At 52.2% G+C, this 18590-nt stretch carries 21 protein-coding genes and 3 tRNA genes; 17 read left to right on the top strand and 7 right to left on the bottom strand.

Annotated features, from left to right (window positions below):
• The first annotated feature begins 1 nt into the window (after nucleotide 1).
• Both fliE and yedD read left to right on the top strand, forming a co-directional pair.
• Complete coding sequence (gene fliE / locus ACMWJS_RS07815; RefSeq protein ID WP_008500329.1) at nucleotides 2-316, top strand: flagellar hook-basal body complex protein FliE; 315 nt, start codon at nucleotides 2-4, stop codon at nucleotides 314-316.
• Nucleotides 317-390: 74 nt separating this feature from the next.
• Nucleotides 391-804: a lipoprotein YedD gene (yedD, locus tag ACMWJS_RS07810; RefSeq protein WP_048029396.1), complete on the top strand. Its 414-nt coding sequence runs from the start codon at nucleotides 391-393 to the stop codon at nucleotides 802-804.
• Between the two features lie 44 nt (nucleotides 805-848).
• Here the strand turns inward: yedD and amyA are convergent, their stop codons facing one another.
• From amyA to fliD, 4 genes are read right to left on the bottom strand one after another with little or no spacing between them, the layout of a single operon-like run.
• A complete protein-coding gene (gene amyA / locus ACMWJS_RS07805; RefSeq protein ID WP_048029478.1) occupies nucleotides 849-2336 on the bottom strand; it encodes an alpha-amylase in 1488 nt (495 codons plus the stop codon).
• Between the two features lie 51 nt (nucleotides 2337-2387).
• Nucleotides 2388-2762 carry a flagella biosynthesis regulatory protein FliT gene (gene fliT, locus ACMWJS_RS07800; protein WP_045908165.1) on the bottom strand — a complete coding sequence of 125 codons (375 nt, stop codon included), beginning with the start codon at nucleotides 2760-2762 and terminating at the stop codon, nucleotides 2388-2390.
• Nucleotides 2763-2767: 5 nt separating this feature from the next.
• The gene (fliS, locus tag ACMWJS_RS07795) at nucleotides 2768-3172 is read right to left on the bottom strand and encodes a flagellar export chaperone FliS (protein ID WP_023312296.1); all 405 of its coding nucleotides are present in this window, start codon (nucleotides 3170-3172) and stop codon (nucleotides 2768-2770) included.
• 21 nt (nucleotides 3173-3193) lie between these two features.
• Nucleotides 3194-4618, bottom strand: coding sequence for a flagellar filament capping protein FliD (fliD, locus tag ACMWJS_RS07790; protein ID WP_045908166.1), 1425 nt, complete (start codon nucleotides 4616-4618; stop codon nucleotides 3194-3196).
• Between the two features lie 401 nt (nucleotides 4619-5019).
• On the opposite strand from fliD, the gene ACMWJS_RS07785 reads away from it, so the two are divergent.
• The 9 genes from ACMWJS_RS07785 to sdiA all read left to right on the top strand — a co-directional run bounded on the left by ACMWJS_RS07785 (nucleotide 5020) and on the right by sdiA (nucleotide 12931).
• A complete protein-coding gene (locus tag ACMWJS_RS07785; protein ID WP_045908167.1) occupies nucleotides 5020-5844 on the top strand; it encodes a flagellin in 825 nt (274 codons plus the stop codon).
• A gap of 62 nt (nucleotides 5845-5906) precedes the next feature.
• Nucleotides 5907-7112, top strand: a complete 1206-nt coding sequence (gene fliB, locus ACMWJS_RS07780; RefSeq protein ID WP_414746894.1) for a flagellin lysine-N-methylase — start codon at nucleotides 5907-5909, stop codon at nucleotides 7110-7112.
• 129 nt (nucleotides 7113-7241) lie between these two features.
• Entirely contained in the window at nucleotides 7242-7961 is a 720-nt protein-coding gene (locus tag ACMWJS_RS07775; RefSeq protein WP_008500338.1) for an RNA polymerase sigma factor FliA, read from the top strand.
• 54 nt (nucleotides 7962-8015) lie between these two features.
• Complete coding sequence (fliZ, locus tag ACMWJS_RS07770) at nucleotides 8016-8567, top strand: flagella biosynthesis regulatory protein FliZ (RefSeq protein ID WP_008500339.1); 552 nt, start codon at nucleotides 8016-8018, stop codon at nucleotides 8565-8567.
• 86 nt (nucleotides 8568-8653) lie between these two features.
• Nucleotides 8654-9454, top strand: a complete 801-nt coding sequence (tcyJ, locus tag ACMWJS_RS07765) for a cystine ABC transporter substrate-binding protein (RefSeq protein ID WP_045908169.1) — start codon at nucleotides 8654-8656, stop codon at nucleotides 9452-9454.
• A 107-nt stretch (nucleotides 9455-9561) separates the two neighbouring features.
• On the top strand, nucleotides 9562-10548 hold the full coding sequence (gene dcyD / locus ACMWJS_RS07760) for a D-cysteine desulfhydrase (RefSeq protein ID WP_134350728.1): 987 nt from the start codon (nucleotides 9562-9564) through the stop codon (nucleotides 10546-10548).
• Between the two features lie 21 nt (nucleotides 10549-10569).
• Nucleotides 10570-11238: a cystine ABC transporter permease gene (gene tcyL, locus ACMWJS_RS07755; RefSeq protein ID WP_014884380.1), complete on the top strand. Its 669-nt coding sequence runs from the start codon at nucleotides 10570-10572 to the stop codon at nucleotides 11236-11238.
• Entirely contained in the window at nucleotides 11235-11987 is a 753-nt protein-coding gene (gene tcyN / locus ACMWJS_RS07750; protein WP_008500343.1) for an L-cystine ABC transporter ATP-binding protein TcyN, read from the top strand. Before tcyL ends, tcyN begins: the two co-directional genes overlap by 4 nt.
• Before the next feature lie 221 nt (nucleotides 11988-12208).
• Nucleotides 12209-12931, top strand: coding sequence for a transcriptional regulator SdiA (sdiA, locus tag ACMWJS_RS07745; protein ID WP_045908171.1), 723 nt, complete (start codon nucleotides 12209-12211; stop codon nucleotides 12929-12931).
• Between the two features lie 66 nt (nucleotides 12932-12997).
• On the opposite strand, the gene ACMWJS_RS07740 is transcribed toward sdiA, so the two are convergent.
• The gene (locus tag ACMWJS_RS07740) at nucleotides 12998-13222 is read right to left on the bottom strand and encodes a DUF2594 family protein (RefSeq protein ID WP_008500345.1); all 225 of its coding nucleotides are present in this window, start codon (nucleotides 13220-13222) and stop codon (nucleotides 12998-13000) included.
• A gap of 465 nt (nucleotides 13223-13687) precedes the next feature.
• Between ACMWJS_RS07740 and uvrY the strand changes: the two genes are divergently transcribed.
• The 6 genes from uvrY (at nucleotide 13688) to ACMWJS_RS07710 (ending at nucleotide 17224) form a co-directional block, all read left to right on the top strand.
• The gene (uvrY, locus tag ACMWJS_RS07735) at nucleotides 13688-14344 is read left to right on the top strand and encodes a UvrY/SirA/GacA family response regulator transcription factor (RefSeq protein WP_008500346.1); all 657 of its coding nucleotides are present in this window, start codon (nucleotides 13688-13690) and stop codon (nucleotides 14342-14344) included.
• The gene (gene uvrC, locus ACMWJS_RS07730) at nucleotides 14341-16173 is read left to right on the top strand and encodes an excinuclease ABC subunit UvrC (protein ID WP_008500347.1); all 1833 of its coding nucleotides are present in this window, start codon (nucleotides 14341-14343) and stop codon (nucleotides 16171-16173) included. The genes uvrY and uvrC overlap by 4 nt, the downstream gene beginning before the upstream one ends.
• A 56-nt stretch (nucleotides 16174-16229) precedes the next feature.
• Nucleotides 16230-16778 (top strand): CDP-diacylglycerol--glycerol-3-phosphate 3-phosphatidyltransferase, encoded by a 549-nt coding sequence (pgsA, locus tag ACMWJS_RS07725; RefSeq protein ID WP_008500348.1) that lies wholly within the window; start codon nucleotides 16230-16232, stop codon nucleotides 16776-16778.
• Nucleotides 16779-16930: 152 nt separating this feature from the next.
• Nucleotides 16931-17006: transfer RNA gene (locus ACMWJS_RS07720), tRNA-Gly, on the top strand.
• 46 nt (nucleotides 17007-17052) lie between these two features.
• A tRNA-Cys gene (locus ACMWJS_RS07715) sits at nucleotides 17053-17126 on the top strand.
• Between the two features lie 11 nt (nucleotides 17127-17137).
• Nucleotides 17138-17224: transfer RNA gene (locus tag ACMWJS_RS07710), tRNA-Leu, on the top strand.
• Between the two features lie 126 nt (nucleotides 17225-17350).
• On the opposite strand, the gene ACMWJS_RS07705 is transcribed toward ACMWJS_RS07710, so the two are convergent.
• Nucleotides 17351-18361: a tyrosine-type recombinase/integrase gene (locus ACMWJS_RS07705; RefSeq protein ID WP_414746893.1), complete on the bottom strand. Its 1011-nt coding sequence runs from the start codon at nucleotides 18359-18361 to the stop codon at nucleotides 17351-17353.
• Nucleotides 18361-18588, bottom strand: coding sequence for a DUF4224 domain-containing protein (locus ACMWJS_RS07700; protein WP_016063584.1), 228 nt, complete (start codon nucleotides 18586-18588; stop codon nucleotides 18361-18363). Before ACMWJS_RS07700 ends, ACMWJS_RS07705 begins: the two co-directional genes overlap by 1 nt.
• Nucleotides 18589-18590 lie beyond the last annotated feature (2 nt).

The following is an 18590-nucleotide window of genomic DNA, read 5'->3' as shown; positions in this document are numbered from 1 at the left end:
CATGGCTATACAGGGCATTGAAGGGGTAATCAGTCAGTTGCAGGCAACGGCGATGACGGCCCGTAACCAGAATGTGGCAGATCAGCAGCCAAGCATCAGCTTTGCAGGGCAACTGCATGCCGCTCTTGACCGTATCAGTGATACCCAGACAGCAGCGCGCACTCAGGCTGAGAAGTTCACCCTCGGCGAGCCGGGCGTGGCGCTAAATGATGTGATGACCGATTTGCAAAAAGCCTCGGTTTCCCTGCAGATGGGGATCCAGGTGCGTAACAAGCTGGTGTCGGCCTACCAGGAAGTGATGGGGATGCAGGTCTAAGACCTGTCGATCTTCGCTGGCAGCCGCAGCGCTTTAATGCCACAATATTTTTTTCTTCGAATGCAGGAAAGATGATGAAAAAAATAGCAATTGCTGGCGCGCTGCTGGCACTGACCGGGTGCGTTCAGGTCGATAATTATAACGACGTGATCAAGCATCCTGTCCCGGCGCATCTGGCGGGATACTGGCAGTCGAAAGGGCCGCAGAGCAACATGGTCAGCCCTGAAGCGATTGCCACGCTGGTGGTGACGGAAGAGGGCGATACGCTGGACTGCCGTCAGTGGCAGCGCGTGATTGCCGTGCCGGGTAAAATCATGCTGCGTTCAGACAGTTATTACAACGTGACGCGTAAGCTGGATATCTATCCGCTGGAGCGCGATGGCTCGACGCTTGAGTACGACGGGCTGGAGCTGCAGAAGGTCGATCGCCCAACGGTTGAGTGTGCCGATTACCTGAGCAAGAATCCGCTGGCGAGTAAACTACCGTAGCCGTTTTTTTGCCGGGTAAGCGTCAGCGCCACCCGGCATTGTTTCTACAACGCATCCTCAATCACCCACACGCTGACGCTTCCGCCTTTGCAGGTAAACGTTCCTTCGCCATCCGCCGCTGTGGTGACCGTTTCTTCGCGATTGCCGAGAAAATCACGCCACGTTTTATTACCGTAGTTTTCCCCCAGGCAAATTACCTTCTCGCCGTCGTCGCCGTTCGACATCACCACCACGCAGCCGGGATCGTCATCCGTACCGCTGCGGCTGAAGGCGATGCAGTTAGGATGGTCAAAAAACAGCGTCTGCACGCCGTGGGCAAAACGCTGGCGCGCGAGGATCAGCTCGTGGAGCTGCTCAATGACCGGCATATCAATATGGTACGTCTCTCCGTCTCCACCCGTATCGTCATAGCTGGCGCCAAAGAGGTCCGGATAAAAGACGCTCGGCACGCCATTTTCCCGCAGCAGGATCAGCGCATACGCCAGCGGTTTAAACCAGGCTTCGACCGGGGCTTCCAGCGCCTGCAAAGGCTGGGTGTCATGGTTCGCGACGAGGGTCACCGCATGAAACGGATCGGCTTCCACCAGCGTGCCGGTGAAGATTTGGCTCATGTCGTAATCCCGACCCTGACGTGACGCCTCGTGGAATTTCATCTGCAGGGGGGCATCAAACAGCATGGTTTTGCCTTCGACCTGGTCAATATAGGCCTGAAGCTTATCCACCTCGTGGGACCAGTATTCCGCCACGATAAACAGCGGCTGGTCGGCGACTTCCTGGACGTGCTCAATCCACTCTTTGTAGAACCAGGCGGGAATATGCTTGACGGCGTCCAGACGAAAACCGTCGCAGCCCGTCTGTTCCATGACCCAACGGGCCCAGTATTTGATCTCCTCGGTGACGGCGTGATTGCGAAAGTCGATATTTTCGCCCATCAGATAGTCGAAATTACCCATCTCATCATCAACCTGATCGTTCCAGCCTTCGCCGGTGTAGTCGTTGACGATTTTAAAGATGCCGTCTTCATCGGGGTTTTCAATGTGGTCGACGCCGCTGAAGCATTTGTAGTCCCAGATGAACTGGGAATATTGCCCGGCGCGGGCAGGGAAGGTATAGCGGGTCCAGGCTTCACACTCGATGACCTCATCATCGATTTGCGTGCGATCCTGCTCGTTCACGCGCTGAACGCGCACAGGCTCTTTTTCATCGGCGCCCATTTTGTGGTTGACCACCACGTCCAGCAGCACGGCAATGTCGTTGCGCTTGAGGGCGTCGATGGCCTCCAGCAGTTGCGCTTTGTCACCGTATTTGGTGGCGATACTGCCTTTCTGGTCAAACTCGCCCAGATCGAACAGGTCATAGGAGTCATAGCCGACAGAATAGCCGCCTGACGCGCCTTTATAGGCGGGCGGTAGCCAGATCATGTTGATACCGATTTCGTTAAGATTGGGTGCTAACGCCGTGACCTCTCGCCACAATTCACCGCCAGCAGGGTAGTACCAGTGAAAACATTGTAACAGGGTGGGGTTTTTCATCATCCTTGCTCCAGAAGCCATTGGCAGACTTCTGGAGTATGGATGAAGAAATCATAGTTGTGTGTCGCGGGTAAAACTTTCTGGATAAAGAATATTCCCTGACAGCTTTCCATAGGTAGACGTGATGGATTGCTGTTTGCCGGTTTGATCGATCAGACTGCGCAGTTCGTCCATGCGGACTTTCAGCAGCGCCTTAAGCGCATTTTCATTTTCAAGGATCATTTCCAGCAGCGCACGCGCTTGCTCAACCTGAGCCGGAGGGCATGACATGATGGGCGTTTGAGAAATCCTTTCCACCAGTTGTACGTAATGCATTTCCTGCTCGATAAGCGCATCCCATTGACCAGAATGTGCGAGATTTAGCATAGCAATGCTCTGAGCATGTAACGCCTGCCAGTGGCTAAGCGCTGCGCTGGGATTATTCATCAAAATTATCCTGAAATAGAGGACGCATTGGGGCCGATTTGCTTCCACGCATCCGCAATGTTGTTTAATAAACCCTCGACTTCAACAATTGCGTCTACGTCATTACTGACATTCGCCAGTAACAAACGTCGAACCATATATTCGTACAAGGAGGCAAGGTTACCGGACAACTCGCTCTCAACCTCCATGTTCAGTCCTGCTTTTAAACCGTTGTCGATGATGTTGATGGCTTTCGATAACGCTTCGCCTTTCTCACGAATTTGTCCGGCTTCCATGAACAAACGCGCGCGAACAAGGGCGCTATGCGCCCCGTCGAACAACATGACAATCAGCTGGTGTGGACTGGCATTCATCACTGCACTTTCGACTCCTATCTGCTGATAGGATTGAACACCAGAGGTCTTATACATTTCCACTCCTCAATGCGACGACTATTTTTGTGAGAACTGTTGGGTCAGGTAGTTGGCTGTACTGGTCATTTTGGTGACTAATACGTCCAGGCTGGTGAACTGGGTTTTGTAACGCGCCATGGTGGCTTCAATTTGGGCATCCATGGCATCGTAGCGTTCGCCCAGGGTTTTCAGCGTTTTGTTGATCCCGTCTTTCGCGTTCTGGATCACCCCGGCGCTACCGGTACTGGTGCTGAGCATGGCGGTCAGCGTGTTGTTCATCTGCGTGGCCATACCGGTTTTCTTTCCGTCACCGACAAAGTACTGCTGTACGGCGTTCGGGTTGTCGGTCAGCGCTTTTTTCAGCTTGTCGGTATCGACCTTCAGGTTACCGACGGTGCCGTCTGAGCCTTTAACCGGGTCCTGGGTAATCCCCAGTTGGGCCATGATCTGAACCGAGCCGGCCTGCACTTCGGTCAGCAGACCGCGCAGCTGAGACTGAACTCCGCGCACGTTCGCATCACCGACCAGCGCGCCGTTGCTGGTAGACTGGCTGCCGGAGCCTGCATCGACTGGCACATATTTCGTCAGGCTGTTAATGGTGGACTGCAGCGAGTTGTACGCCGTGACCCAGTCCGTAATCGCCTTCTGGTTTGCATCCGTTGCGCGTGAAACCTCAAGGGTTTCATCAGCTTTGCTTTCGGCCTTCACCGAGAAGGTGACGCCAGGCAGCGCATCGGTAATGGTATTCGACTGGCGCTCGATAGAGATGTTGTTCACCACCACGATGGCGTTCTGCGCGTCGGTGTTCACCGTCAGCGCGCCCGTTTTAGTGGTTGAGTCGTAGCCAATGGCGCTTTGCAGCTTGGCGTCGCCAGTGACGCTGACGGTCATCGCACCATCGGTACCGGTGGTTTTTGATGACAGCATCAGGCGGTAATCACCGTCTTTCGCTTTAATGACGCTGGCGGTGACATTGCCGTTCGCTTTATTAATGGCGCTCGCGATCCCGGCCAGAGACGTATCGCCATCGGCCAGCGTGACCTCTAAAGGCGTTTTCGTGCCCGGCTGGGTGATGGTGATTTTACGCGTCGTCCCTGTCGTATCGCCGAGCAGATCCGTGTTGTTTGCATAGGAGCCGGTAGTGAGCGCCTGTGCTTTTGCAACCTGGTTGACGTTAACCACAAAGGAACCCACGGACGCATCAGCTGTCGTCGTGGCGGTAAAGGCCGTGTTGGTGCTGCTCACGGACGTTGAGTTCCAGGTGGTGGCTTTACCCAGTGCAGCGGTGGCAGTCTGCAGCGATGTCATGGCGCTCTGCAGCTTGCCGTAAGCGCTTAACTGTGCGTTATACGTTGATTGCTGGGAAGTAATCGTCGTCAGCTTGGTTTTCTCTGCCGCTTCCAACTGATTATATAAATCCCCGAGTCCTGCAGAACCTATCCCGAGGTTACTGATAGTAGCCATGCATATTTTCCTTAAAATACGAAAGTAGTTCAGGACTCTTATCGGCCTCTTAACGTAAAAGTTTACGATGGTGAGAAAAAAATAATCCAAAGAATAGGCACGTCCTGGCGGGGTAAATGAAAGGATTGCACTTTAGGATCATTATCCGCGCATTGAAAACACGAATAAGTGTGTGCCTTTTTTGTCATCTTTTTGCGCGTTAAAAAAGCGTAAATAATAACACGTTGACGGACCTTAATTGATTTTTTAAAAATAAATACGTTAATAATCAGTTGCTTGTAATTTTTTCAAAATTGATTCTAAAGTCTTTTGGGGACCCGTCGATAACCTTGTTGACGGTGAGAGACGCTGTGAGTGTTAGGCACCGGACCTAAAACCCAATTTTTGAAGGAAAGAAAATTATGGCAGTTATCAATACTAACCTGTTGTCCCTGACCACTCAGAACAACCTGAACAAATCTCAGTCTTCTCTGGGCACTGCTATCGAGCGTCTGTCTTCCGGTCTGCGTATTAACAGCGCGAAAGACGATGCTGCTGGCCAGGCGATTGCAAACCGCATGACCGCTCAGATCAAAGGGATGACCCAGGCAGCACGTAACGCCAACGACGGTATCTCCATGGCGCAGACTGCTGAAGGTTCTCTGAACGAAATCAACAACAACCTGCAGCGTGTACGTGAACTGGCTGTTCAGGCAAGCAACGGCACCAACAGCGCATCTGACCTGGCTTCTCTGCAGGATGAAGTTACCGCTCGTCTGGCTGAAATCAACCGTGTTGCGGGCAAAACTGACTTCAACGGCATCAAACTGCTGGACGGCACTGCAGGTACTGCGGGCGTTGTTAAAATTCAGGTTGGCGTGAACGACGGCGACACCATCGATCTGGACCTGAGCGGCGCTAAAGCTGACACCACGACTCTGGGCGTGAACGCAATCGACCTGAAAGCTATGGGTGCTACCGATCTGGACACCATCGACAAAGCTATCGCTACCGTTGATAAAGCACGTTCAGGCCTGGGTGCTGTGCAGAACCGCTTCACTTCTGCAATCAACAACCTGAACAACACCTCTAACAACCTGTCTGCTGCTCAGTCCCGTATCCAGGACGCTGACTACGCAACTGAAGTTTCCAACATGTCTCGCGCGCAGATCCTGCAGCAGGCTGGTACTTCTGTTCTGTCTCAGGCAAACCAGGTTCCACAGACCGTTCTGTCTCTGCTGCGTTAATTTTACGCACGAAACCCCGCTTCGGCGGGGTTTTTTTATCTCTGCTATTTGAGAATCCGCCTGTGAAACAAATCAGTGTCACTCAACCAAAGCTGGTCGCAGATTTTTCATGTGTCGGTGGGGAATGCCGTGAACATTGTTGTCAGGGCTGGACCATCGCATTTGATAAATCCTCCGTTAATCGCTATCTGAACAGTAAAAATGCTGCCATTCGTCACACGGCGAAAACGGCGATAAAAGTTACCAAAAAACAGTATGGCCACTGGGGCGAAGTGATTTTCCATACGGAAAGTAAAAACTGTCCGTTTATGGATACGGAAAAACTCTGTTCTATTCACAGCGCCATGGGCGCGCAGGCCTTAAGCCCAACCTGTTCGTCGTTTCCACGGACAAACCGGGTCTATAAAAATGAAATCGAAAAATCATTGAATCTCTCGTGTCCGGAAGTCACCCGACTTCTGTTGAACGATCGGGAGTCTATGTCGATGATGGAATCGGTCATTGTCCAGCAGGACGTCAATACTGCGCCGATGATTGATTTAAAGGCAAAAGTCATCAATCTCTTCTGCCAGAATATATTCAGCGTTGAGGACGTTAGCGTTGAAGAACAGGTTTACGCCGTGGTGAAGTTCCTCATGGTGGCTGAAAAACTCGAAAACCTGGAAGAAAATATCGGCACGCTCGAAACGGTTTATTTCTCGCTGGTTAACGAACTGGTGAGCGGTAAAATCAAGACGGAGCTGGGCGGATTTAATCAGAACTACAGTCTGAAATTCGCGTTAATTTCGCTCATCCAGAGTTACTTTACGAAGAAAGCGACGGCCCGCGGTGGTGCGGTGTTAAATCACTATTTTGCCCAGCTTTATCAACAGTTCGAATCTGTCGGTGATGCCGTACCGGCAGAGAAGGTCATGGAGAACATCGAGTCCGTCTGGGGCGATGTGGCGGGCAGTTACCTGGCGACCAACGACCATTTATTTAAGAACTTTTTTAAATACAAACTGTGGGAGCAGGCCTTTCCGCAGAACAACGGCCGCAGCATGTTGAATAATCTTTATTTAATCGTTGCGGAGTACTATTTCCTTAAAACGTTACTTGCTGGTCAGGCTATCGTGGCGGGGAAAATTGAACAAGATAATATCATTGATGTTATTTACAGCTTCCACTCCCTTAGCCAGCATAATCAGGAAGCGGGAAAGCTCTTTCATCAACATATAGATAGCGTCAAACTGGGCGACGATCTTTCATTGTTGCAACTGTTAATTTAGGCAGAAAAGTTGCCCCGGTTGAGGGCAACCTCAGAATAACCTCACTTTATCCCCCTTTTTCATCCAATTGAACGCCCTGCAGAATCGGATAATCATGCCGATAACTCAACTAACGCAGGGCTGTTTATCGTGAATTCACTCTATACCGCTGAAGGTGTAATGGATAAACACTCGCTGTGGCAGCGTTATGTCCCGTTGGTGCGTCACGAAGCATTGCGCCTCCAGGTGCGCTTGCCGGCGAGCGTGGAACTCGACGATCTGCTACAGGCGGGCGGTATCGGGTTATTGAATGCAGTTGACCGATACGACGCTCTGCAAGGAACGGCATTTACGACTTACGCAGTTCAGCGTATTCGTGGTGCGATGCTGGACGAGCTGCGCAGCCGTGACTGGGTACCGCGCAGTGTTCGCCGCAACGCACGCGAAGTGGCGCATGCGATGGGGCAGCTGGAACAGGAACTGGGACGCAACGCAACGGAAACCGAAGTGGCGGATCGTCTTGGCATTGCTGTTGAAGAGTATCGTCAGATGTTGCTCGATACCAATAATAGCCAACTCTTCTCTTATGACGAGTGGCGAGAAGAGCATGGCGATAGCATCGAGCTGGTGACGGATGAGCACCAGCAAGAAAACCCGTTACACCATTTAATGGAAGGGAATTTACGCCAGCGCGTCATGGAAGCTATTGAAGCTCTGCCTGAACGCGAACAGCTGGTATTGACCCTTTATTACCAGGAAGAGCTTAACCTCAAAGAGATTGGCGCTGTTCTGGAGGTGGGAGAGTCGCGGGTGAGCCAGCTGCACAGCCAGGCCATTAAACGCTTACGAACCAAGCTGGGTAAGTTATAGGTGATTGATTCACCTTAAAAATGCCGCACAACGTATTGACAACCAGGAGTTATCATGACGGTGCAGCAATCTAAAAGACGGCCTTTAAGCCGCTACCTGAAAGACTTTAAACACAGCCAGACGCATTGCGCCCACTGTAACAAGTTACTCGATCGTATCACGCTGGTTCGCCGTGGCGAAATCGTCAATAAGATCGCGATTTCTCGCCTCGACACGTTGATGGACGAAGCAGCATGGCTCGAAGAGCAAAAAGAGTGGGTGGCGCTTTGCCGTTTCTGTGGCGATCTCCACTGCAAAGAGCAAAGCGACTTCTTCGACATTATCGGCTTCAAGCAATTCCTGTTTGAACAAACGGAGATGAGCCACGGCACCGTTCGCGAATATGTGGTTCGCCTGCGTCGCCTCGGACAACATCTGACCGTGAACAACATTTCGCGCGATCTGCTGAAAACCGGTTATCTGGACGAGAACCTGGAGCCGTGGCTGCCTGCGACCAGCACCAACAACTACCGAATTGCGCTGCGCAAGTATGCACAATATAAGGTACAAATGCCGGGTGCGATAAAGCAGAAAGCCCACGCCGGAACAACTTCTGATATATATTAAAAAAGAATAAGATGTAGCGCAGTCGCCTTTGACGTTGCAGGCGATTTCTCTACACTACGTAAAAATTCCACTATATCGGGGTATTTATGAAATTTGCACTTCTGGGTCGTCAGGCGCTGATGGGTGTTATGGCCGTTGCGCTGGTTGCAGGCATGAGCGTGAAAACGTTCGCCGCAGAAAACCTGCTGAATAAAGTGAAAGAGCGCGGTACGCTGCTGGTCGGGCTGGAAGGAACCTATCCTCCGTTCAGCTTCCAGGGCGATGACGGTAAGCTGACCGGTTTTGAAGTGGAGTTTGCTGAAGAGCTGGCGAAACACCTCGGCGTGAAAGCATCCCTGAAACCGACCAAATGGGACGGTATGCTGGCGTCGCTGGATTCGAAACGTATTGATGTGGTCATCAACCAGGTCACCATTTCTGACGAGCGTAAGAAGAAGTATGACTTCTCCACCCCGTATACCGTATCCGGTATTCAGGCGCTGGTGAAGAAAGGCAATGAAGGTGGGATTAAAACCGCCGCGGACCTGAAAGGGAAGAAAGTCGGTGTCGGTCTGGGAACCAACTACGAAGAGTGGTTGCGCCAGAACGTGCAGGGCGTAGATATCCGTACCTATGATGATGACCCGACGAAGTACCAGGATCTGCGCGTGGGCCGTATCGACGCCATTCTGGTTGACCGCCTGGCGGCGTTGGATCTGGTGAAGAAAACCAACAACACCCTGGCGGTCGCGGGTGATGCGTTCTCTCGTCAGGAATCCGGTGTGGCTGTTCGTAAAGGTAACGAAGACCTGGTGAAAGCGATTGATGCGGCGATTGCGGATATGCAAAAAGACGGCAGCCTGAAAGCGCTTTCCGAGAAGTGGTTCGGGGCAGACGTCACGAAATAAGTTTCGGACGTAAAAAAAAGGCGCTTTTAAAAGCGCCTTTTTTATTTCTTACGCGTCTGCGTGCATAATGAAAAATATTACATTTTGTCAGAGTTACCGGAGCATCCATGTCACTACAGAATTTAACGCGCTTTCCTCGCCTGGAGTTTATCGGCGCGCCGACGCCGCTGGAGTATCTGCCGCGATTTTCTGATTATTTAGGGCGCGATATTTTTATTAAGCGTGATGACGTGACGCCCATGGCGATGGGTGGCAACAAGCTGCGCAAGCTGGAGTTTCTGGCGGCGGACGCCCTGCGTGAAGGCGCGGATACGCTCATCACTGCCGGGGCCATCCAGTCCAACCACGTTCGCCAGACGGCGGCCGTAGCGGCGAAACTTGGGCTCCACTGCGTGGCGTTGCTGGAAAACCCGATTGGCACGCGGGCTGAAAACTATCTCACCAACGGTAACCGCCTGCTGCTGGATCTGTTTAACGTGCAGGTTGAGATGGTTGACGCGCTGACCGACCCGACCGCCCAGCTCGATGAGCTGGCGACGCGTCTGGAAGCGCAGGGGTTCCGCCCCTACGTTATCCCCGTCGGCGGGTCGAATGCGCTGGGTGCGCTGGGGTATGTGGAAAGCGCGCTGGAGATCGCGCAGCAGTGCGAGGGCGCGGTGAGTCTTTCCTCCGTGGTGGTCGCGTCCGGCAGTGCGGGTACCCATGCCGGGCTGGCGGTGGGGCTGGAGCAACTGCTGCCGGACGTCGAACTGATTGGCGTGACGGTGTCCCGCAGCATCGCGGATCAGAAGCCAAAAGTGGTTACGTTACAGCAGGCGGTCGCAGAGCAGCTGGAGCTGAAGGCAAAGGCCGATATTCTGCTCTGGGATGACTATTTTGCGCCGGGTTACGGCACGCCGAACGAAGAGGGAATGGAAGCGGTGAAACTGCTGGCGCGCCTCGAGGGCATACTGCTCGATCCGGTCTATACCGGCAAAGCGATGGCCGGACTGATCGACGGCATTGCGCAAAAACGCTTTAAGGATGAAGGGCCGATTTTATTTGTCCATACCGGCGGAGCGCCTGCGCTGTTTGCCTACCATCCTCATGTCTAAAAATCAGGTCGAAAAATAATAATGCAAGAAAGTATTCAACTGGTTATTGATTCTCTGCCGTATCTGCTGAAAGGTGCGGTATTTACGTTACAGCTTAGTATCGGCGGGATGTTCTTTGGGCTGGTTCTGGGATTTGTGCTGGCCTTGATGCGCATGTCGCCTATCCTGCCGGTGCGCTGGCTGGCGCGCTTTTACATCTCCGTGTTTCGCGGTACGCCGCTTATCGCCCAGCTCTTTATGATTTACTACGGCTTACCACAGTTTGGTATTGAGCTGGATCCGATCCCGGCAGCAATGATTGGCCTGTCGCTCAACACCGCGGCGTACACCTCCGAAACCCTGCGAGCGGCCATCTCCTCCATTGACAAAGGGCAGTGGGAAGCGGCGGCCAGTATCGGGATGACGCCCTGGCAGACGCTGCGCCGCGCCATTCTGCCGCAGGCGGCGCGCGTGGCGCTTCCGCCGCTCAGCAACAGCTTTATCAGCCTGGTGAAAGATACCTCTCTGGCGGCAACGATTCAGGTTCCGGAGCTTTTCCGTCAGGCACAGCTCATCACCTCCCGTACGCTCGAGGTCTTTACCATGTATCTGGCCGCCTCGCTGATTTACTGGGTGATGGCGACAGTGCTCTCTGCTCTGCAAAACTATTTCGAAAACCAGCTTAACCGCCAGGAGCGTGATCCAAAATGAGTGCAATTGACGTCAAAAACCTGGTGAAGAAATTCCACGGTCAAACGGTGCTTCATGGAATCGATCTGGAGGTCGAGCAGGGCGAAGTGGTGGCGATTATCGGACCGAGCGGTTCGGGAAAGACGACGCTGCTGCGCAGCATTAACCTGCTTGAACAGCCGGAAGGCGGCACCATCCGGGTCGGGGAGATAACGATTGATACCGGGAAATCCATCAGCCAGCAGAAAGGGTTGATTCGCCGCTTGCGCCAGCATGTCGGCTTTGTTTTCCAGAACTTCAATCTTTTCCCACATCGTACGGTACTGGAGAACATCATTGAGGGGCCGGTTATCGTTAAAGGTGAGCCCAAAGAGGAAGCGACGGCGCGGGCTCGCGAACTGCTCGCCAAAGTTGGGCTGGCGGGAAAAGAGACCAGCTATCCGCGTCGCCTGTCTGGCGGCCAACAGCAGCGCGTGGCGATAGCGCGTGCGCTGGCGATGCGCCCTGACGTGATCCTGTTTGATGAACCGACCTCTGCGCTCGATCCGGAACTGGTGGGTGAGGTGCTGAACACCATTCGCCAGCTGGCACAGGAGAAACGTACGATGGTGATCGTGACCCATGAAATGAGCTTTGCGCGCGATGTCGCTGACAGAGCCATCTTCATGGATCAGGGGCGGATTGTGGAGCAGGGGCCAGCGAAAAGCCTGTTCGCTAACCCTCAACAGCCGCGAACCCGTCAATTCCTTGAAAAATTCCTTATGCAGTAGCATTTTTGCACGCATTTGCTCCAGAAATTTACTCTGGAGCAAATTATTCTCCCTCTGGACGAGGTCCCCTGTTTTTTTATTCCATCCGGATCGGATAAACCTTATCGATAGTAAAGTTAATTGTGCTATTGCCGATATTTTGTGGTTAGAAAAAAGTTTTCTGTGTTAGCTTATATTCACCATAATAATGATTATCTGTTCAGAGGCTTCATTTAGTAAGTATGAAGGATTTAGACTTTTTCACCTGGCGACGGGAATGCTCCCTCCGGTTTCAGGAATTGACCTGTGCCGCCGAGGTATATCAGGAGCTGGAGCGTCAAACTCAGGCGCTGGAATTCGATTATTATGCGCTCTGTGTGCGCCATCCCGTGCCATTTACGCGCCCTAAGATCTCCCTGCATACCACTTACCCAAAACTGTGGATGGCGCAATATCAATCCGCGAACTATTTCGCGATCGATCCGGTTTTAAAACCGGAGAATTTCATTCAGGGGCATCTCCCCTGGACAGACGCATTATTCGCTGAGGCGCAGGAATTATGGCATAGCGCCCAGGACCACGGTTTACGCGCCGGAATAACGCAGTGCCTGATGCTGCCGAATCATGCGCTCGGCTTCCTGTCTGTTTCCCGTAGTCGCGTACAGGAAGGGCCATTAGCCCATGAGGAAATAGAACTGCGGTTGCAAATGCTGGTGCAAATGGCTTTAACCTCCCTGATGCGTTTTGACCATGAGATGGTCATGCCGCCCGAAATGAAATTCAGCAAGCGCGAGCGTGAAATTCTGAAATGGACTGCGGAAGGGAAGACGTCAGCGGAAATAGCGATCATTCTCTCGATCTCAGAGAATACCGTTAACTTCCATCAGAAGAATATGCAGAAGAAATTTAACGCGCCCAATAAGACTCAGATCGCGTGTTACGCGGCGGCAACGGGACTGATCTGACTCCGTAAAACGTTCTGCGTGACAGACGAGCGAACGGCTGAATGCACTGCATCCAGCCGTTTTTTGTTACTGGCGGTAGGCTTGCTTGATTTGCTTAACGGTGTTAGCAAATACCGCTGATTCAGCCTGGTCTTCCATCTCCGCGATTTGTTTTTCCATTTTAATGATCACACGGCCGGCATCAGCCTGGCCCATCGCCTGCAGCATCAGCGTCAGCAGTGCCTTCAGGCAGTTTACTTCCTGTGCCAGTTCCTGGTTATTCTCCGCAGTGGCAAATTCAGGTGTGCTCATTTATTTTCCTCATTATTAAACGGCGCTAGAGCGCGACGACGAAAGTCAAGGCGGCGGAGTATACCACAAGCTAACGCAAAAAATGCAGCGGTTGTTTTTCGTACTTTTACGCGGGTGTTTAATTGCGTAAACAGATCGTACCGGTAAACTCAACTGGGTTAATGACTATTAATTGTTTAGGCCGGGTCCGCTTGCCGTTAATTATTGTTACAAAAAGTTGATCCCTGTTTTTGTGCAGGTTAAGGCAGCACGCTTTTTGTAACTTTTTGAATACAGATGATTAAAAAAAGCCGCAAGAGCCCTAAAAACACGGGCTTTCTTTCCACCGCCTGTACAGGCTAATTTCCAAAAACGAGAGCAAAATCGAATAGCCGGTTTTTTAACGTTTTAATCTTGTCATGAAAACCGTTAATATAAACCAAATTATCACTCAGTAGCGTTATCCCTATTCTGGAGACATTTCCTTTGATCAACGTCCTTCTTGTTGATGACCACGAACTGGTGCGCGCAGGGATACGACGCATTCTTGAAGATATTAAAGGTATTAAAGTTGCCGGTGAGGCATGCTGTGGTGAAGATGCGGTAAAATGGTGCCGTACTCACTCCGCCGATGTGGTGCTGATGGATATGAACATGCCCGGTATCGGTGGTCTTGAGGCAACACGCAAAATCGCGCGTACCTTTGTAGACACCAAAGTCATCATGCTGACCGTGCATACCGAAAATCCACTGCCCGCGAAAGTGATGCAGGCGGGGGCCGCGGGTTACCTGAGTAAAGGTGCTGCACCGCAGGAAGTCGTCAATGCTATCCGTTCCGTGTTTGCCGGACAGCGTTATATTGCGTCCGACATCGCTCAGCAGATGGCGCTGAGTCAGATCGAGCCCGAGAAAACCGAATCACCGTTTGCCAGTTTGTCCGAGCGTGAATTGCAGATTATGCTGATGATCACCAAAGGTCAGAAGGTGAATGAGATCTCGGAACAGCTGAATCTCAGCCCGAAAACGGTAAACAGCTATCGTTATCGGATGTTCAGTAAACTGAACATTCATGGTGACGTCGAACTGACGCATCTGGCCATCCGACATGGTTTGTGTAATGCGGAGACGTTGTTAAGTCAGTGAGTGATGTGTTCGATTCAAAAGCATTCCTGAAAACCGTAACCAGCCAGCCTGGCGTCTATCGCATGTATGACGCTGGCGGTACGGTTATCTATGTGGGGAAGGCAAAAGATCTTAAAAAACGCCTTTCCAGCTATTTTCGCAGCAACCTGGCCTCCCGTAAAACCGAAGCGCTGGTCTCACTCATCCAGAATATTGATGTCACCGTCACGCACACGGAGACAGAAGCGCTGCTGCTTGAGCACAACTATATTAAGCTGTACCAGCCGCGCTATAACGTCCTGTTGCGCGATGATAAATCCTATCCGTTTATCTTTCTGAGCGGTGACACCCATCCGCGCCTCGCCATGCACCGTGGTGCAAAACATGCGAAGGGTGAATATTTCGGACCGTTCCCCAACGGCTATGCTGTGCGTGAAACGCTGGCGCTGCTGCAAAAAATCTTCCCGATCCGCCAGTGTGAAAACAGCGTTTACCGTAACCGCTCGCGCCCGTGCCTGCAGTACCAGATTGGACGCTGCCTGGGGCCGTGCGTGGCCGGACTGGTGAGTGAAGAAGAGTATGCCCAGCAGGTGGAGTACGTGCGCCTGTTCCTGGCCGGTAAAGACGATCAGGTGTTAACGCAGCTGATTGCGCGGATGGAAAAAGCCAGCGCCGCACTCGAGTTCGAAGAGGCCGCGCGTATCCGCGATCAAATCCAGGCGGTGCGCAGAGTCACGGAGAAACAGTTTGTCTCGAATACCGGTGACGATCTCGACGTGATCGGCGTGGCCTTTGACGCCGGGATGGCCTGCGTGCATGTGCTGTTCATACGCCAGGGCAAAGTGCTCGGCAGCCGCAGCTATTTCCCGAAAGTGCCTGGCGGTACCGAACTGGGCGAAGTGGTGGAAACCTTTGTCGGCCAGTTCTATCTGCAGGGGAGCCAGATGCGCACGCTGCCTTCTGAGATCCTGCTCGATTTTAATCTTGACGATAAAACCCTGCTGGCCGATTCACTCTCTGAACTGGCGGGACGCCGGGTCAATGTACAAACCAAACCGCGCGGCGATCGTGCGCGCTATCTGAAGCTGGCGCGGACCAACGCGGCAACGGCGCTGAGCACGAAGCTGTCGCAGCAGTCGACGGTGCACCAGCGTTTAACGGCCCTGGCGGCGCTGCTGAAGCTTCCGGAAGTAAAACGGATGGAGTGTTTCGACATCAGTCATACGATGGGGGAACAGACGGTCGCGTCCTGCGTGGTGTTTGATGCTAACGGCCCGCTGCGCGCCGAGTATCGCCGCTATAACATCACCGGCATCACGCCGGGCGATGACTATGCGGCGATGAATCAGGTGCTGCGTCGTCGCTATGGTAAAGCCATAGAAGAGAGCAAGATCCCGGATGTGATCCTGATTGACGGCGGGAAAGGGCAGCTCGGCCAGGCGAAAGCGGTATTTGAATCGCTTGATGTCAGCTGGGATAAAAACCATCCGCTGCTGCTGGGCGTTGCAAAAGGGGCCGATCGTAAGGCCGGTCTGGAGACACTGTTCTTCGAGCCGGAAGGTGAGGGCTTCAGCCTGCCGCCGGACTCTCCGGCGCTGCACGTCATTCAGCATATTCGCGATGAATCGCACGATCACGCCATCAGCGGTCACCGCAAAAAACGGGCGAAGGTGAAAAACACCAGTTCACTCGAGACTATAGAAGGCGTGGGGCCAAAACGTCGCCAGATGCTGCTGAAGTATATGGGCGGATTGCAAGGATTACTCAACGCCAGCATGGAGGAAATTGCAAAAGTGCCGGGTATTTCGCAAGGGCTGGCAGAAAAGATCTACTACTCGTTGAAACATTGAGGGCTCTGTAGCAACATAGAGCTAAATTTTACTGACAACAAATAGTTACCGTCACTATGCAATATAATATCCCTACGTTGCTCACTCTTTTTCGTGTCGTACTCATTCCGTTCTTCGTGCTGGCGTTTTACCTGCCGGTTGTCTGGGCACCCTTTGCCTGTGCATTGATCTTCCTTATTGCAGCGGTCACAGACTGGTTTGATGGCTACCTGGCGCGCCGCTGGAATCAAAGCACCCGTTTCGGCGCCTTCCTCGATCCGGTGGCGGATAAGGTGATGGTCGCGATTGCGATGGTGCTGGTGGCCGAGCACTATCATACCTGGTGGGTGACGCTGCCTGCGGCAACCATGATCGGCCGTGAGATTATTATCTCTGCGCTGCGCGAGTGGATGGCGGAGCTGGGAAAACGCAGCAGCGTGGCGGTCTCCTGGATTGGTAAAGTGAAAACGACGGCGCAGATGGCGGCGCTGGTCTGGATGCTGTGGCGTCCGAACGCCTGGGTTGAGTGGGCGGGGATTGGCCTTCTGTGGGTGGCGGCAGTGCTGACGCTGTGGTCAATGCTGCAATATTTGAACGCTGCGCGCGGGGATTTGCTTGATCAGTGATCGTTTCGCCGTAATTTTCAGCAAACGATCCGGGGATGTAAAAAATAACGTTGACTCATAACGTCATATCAGTAGAATGCAACGCATCGAACGGCGGCACAGTCAGCCGGACGATAATGAAATCAAGTGGTTAGACATTTACTTGATAACATGCGGGAATAGCTCAGTTGGTAGAGCACGACCTTGCCAAGGTCGGGGTCGCGAGTTCGAGTCTCGTTTCCCGCTCCAGATTAAAGACATGCGCATTAGCGGGTGTCAGTTTGAAAAGTTTTACGGCGCGTTAGCAAAGCGGTTATGTAGCGGATTGCAAATCCGTCTAGTCCGGTTCGACTCCGGAACGCGCCTCCACTTTCTTCCCTGGCCGGATGGTGGAATCGGTAGACACAAGGGATTTAAAATCCCTCGGCGTTCGCGCTGTGTGGGTTCAAGTCCCACTCCGGCTACCATGGGAAAACTAGAATAAAATCAATGATAAGCAGTGTCGTATAAACCACCGAAAGGTGGTTTTTTATTGCTTATTTTTCGCCATTCGCCATTGTTTCGCCATTCAACTTCGCCATAGAAAGAGGGCATTACTGCCCCCCAACCACCGGGACTACAGATATTTTGCGGTTATATCGTGCAGTCTGCGAAGCATTTTTGTGGCCTGATATTTCCTGTTTTTCATGCAGCGTTCCTTCCAGATCAGATATCCCTTTAGCTTTCAGATCATGGAACGTGAAGTTAAATTCGAGCTCAGGAAATTTTTCTGCGGCTAACTTTTTCGCCTTCATCCACTGAGCATTAAAAGCATCACGTGTATAACGAGAACCAGACTGCTGGTGGATTACGTAAAGGCTCACCATACCACTATTTAAAGGCAGAGAATCAGCCAGGGTGACCGCATTTGACAGGCGTACTGTCCACGCCTTTATCTGACTCACTGCCGTCTTGCTTTGCTGAATTAAAATCCCTTCATCCAGTATCTGACTCTTTTTAAGATCCAGAATGTCTCCCTGGCGTGCGCAGCATAAATAGGCCAACTCCATGGCAATCTTCACCGGTACCGACGAAACGCTGAATAGTGCATCATATTCTTTGTCCGTCACGTACCGGGTGCGCGCCTGCTCTTTAAACTGCTTCACACCCTGGCATGGATTCATTTTAACTTTGCCGCGCTCATATGCCCACCTGAATACCCTAGACATAAAGGCTTTCTCCCGGTTCGCCTGAACTCTGCTCTTAACCCCCCTCTTATCCATATACTTTCTGATGTGCTCTGGCTTGATATTTTCTGGTTTCATTTTTCCGAAAACGACATTTACCTTTGAACCATATTTCCGGTAATCCTTTCTGGTTTCTGTTGCCAGCTCATGGAAGTCACCAGAGTTAAAAAACTCTTCGCATAGGGCATGGAAATTGGAACCAGCCTTGATATCGTTGATGAAGTTTTCATAGGCTGTCCAGACCTGAGACTTGGTTAGATCGTGGTTGCACAATCTGACTGTTCTTCCGTCAGGGGTTCTGAACTCATATGCTGATTTGCCCCGGCGAACGCGGGGCGGCATCCAGTTATCATCTGGGTTTTTGCGGATTCTGGGCATTACATGTCCTTAAAGTTTGGTTCTTCTTCCTCTGGATTGTTCACTACCAGCTTTAGGCCTGCAGGATTAGTTACATGATCCCATGTAGTTCCTGGCCTGCCGTCTTTTCGGGGCACGAAAAATACACCGCTTTCTTTCAGCGCTCGGCACTGAAGGGAAGGGCGACGATAACCAGTAAGCTGATAGAGGTCATCAGGGGTAAGAAAACGTTGGCTTTGTCCGCTCATCG

It is taken from the genome of Enterobacter sp. HK-058-C-ECC (assembly GCF_047531125.1).
Taxonomy (GTDB): Bacteria; Pseudomonadota; Gammaproteobacteria; order Enterobacterales; family Enterobacteriaceae; genus Enterobacter; species Enterobacter quasiroggenkampii.
The sequence above is the reverse complement of the archived record's forward strand: the minus strand, read 5'-3'. Positions and strand labels throughout refer to the sequence as shown.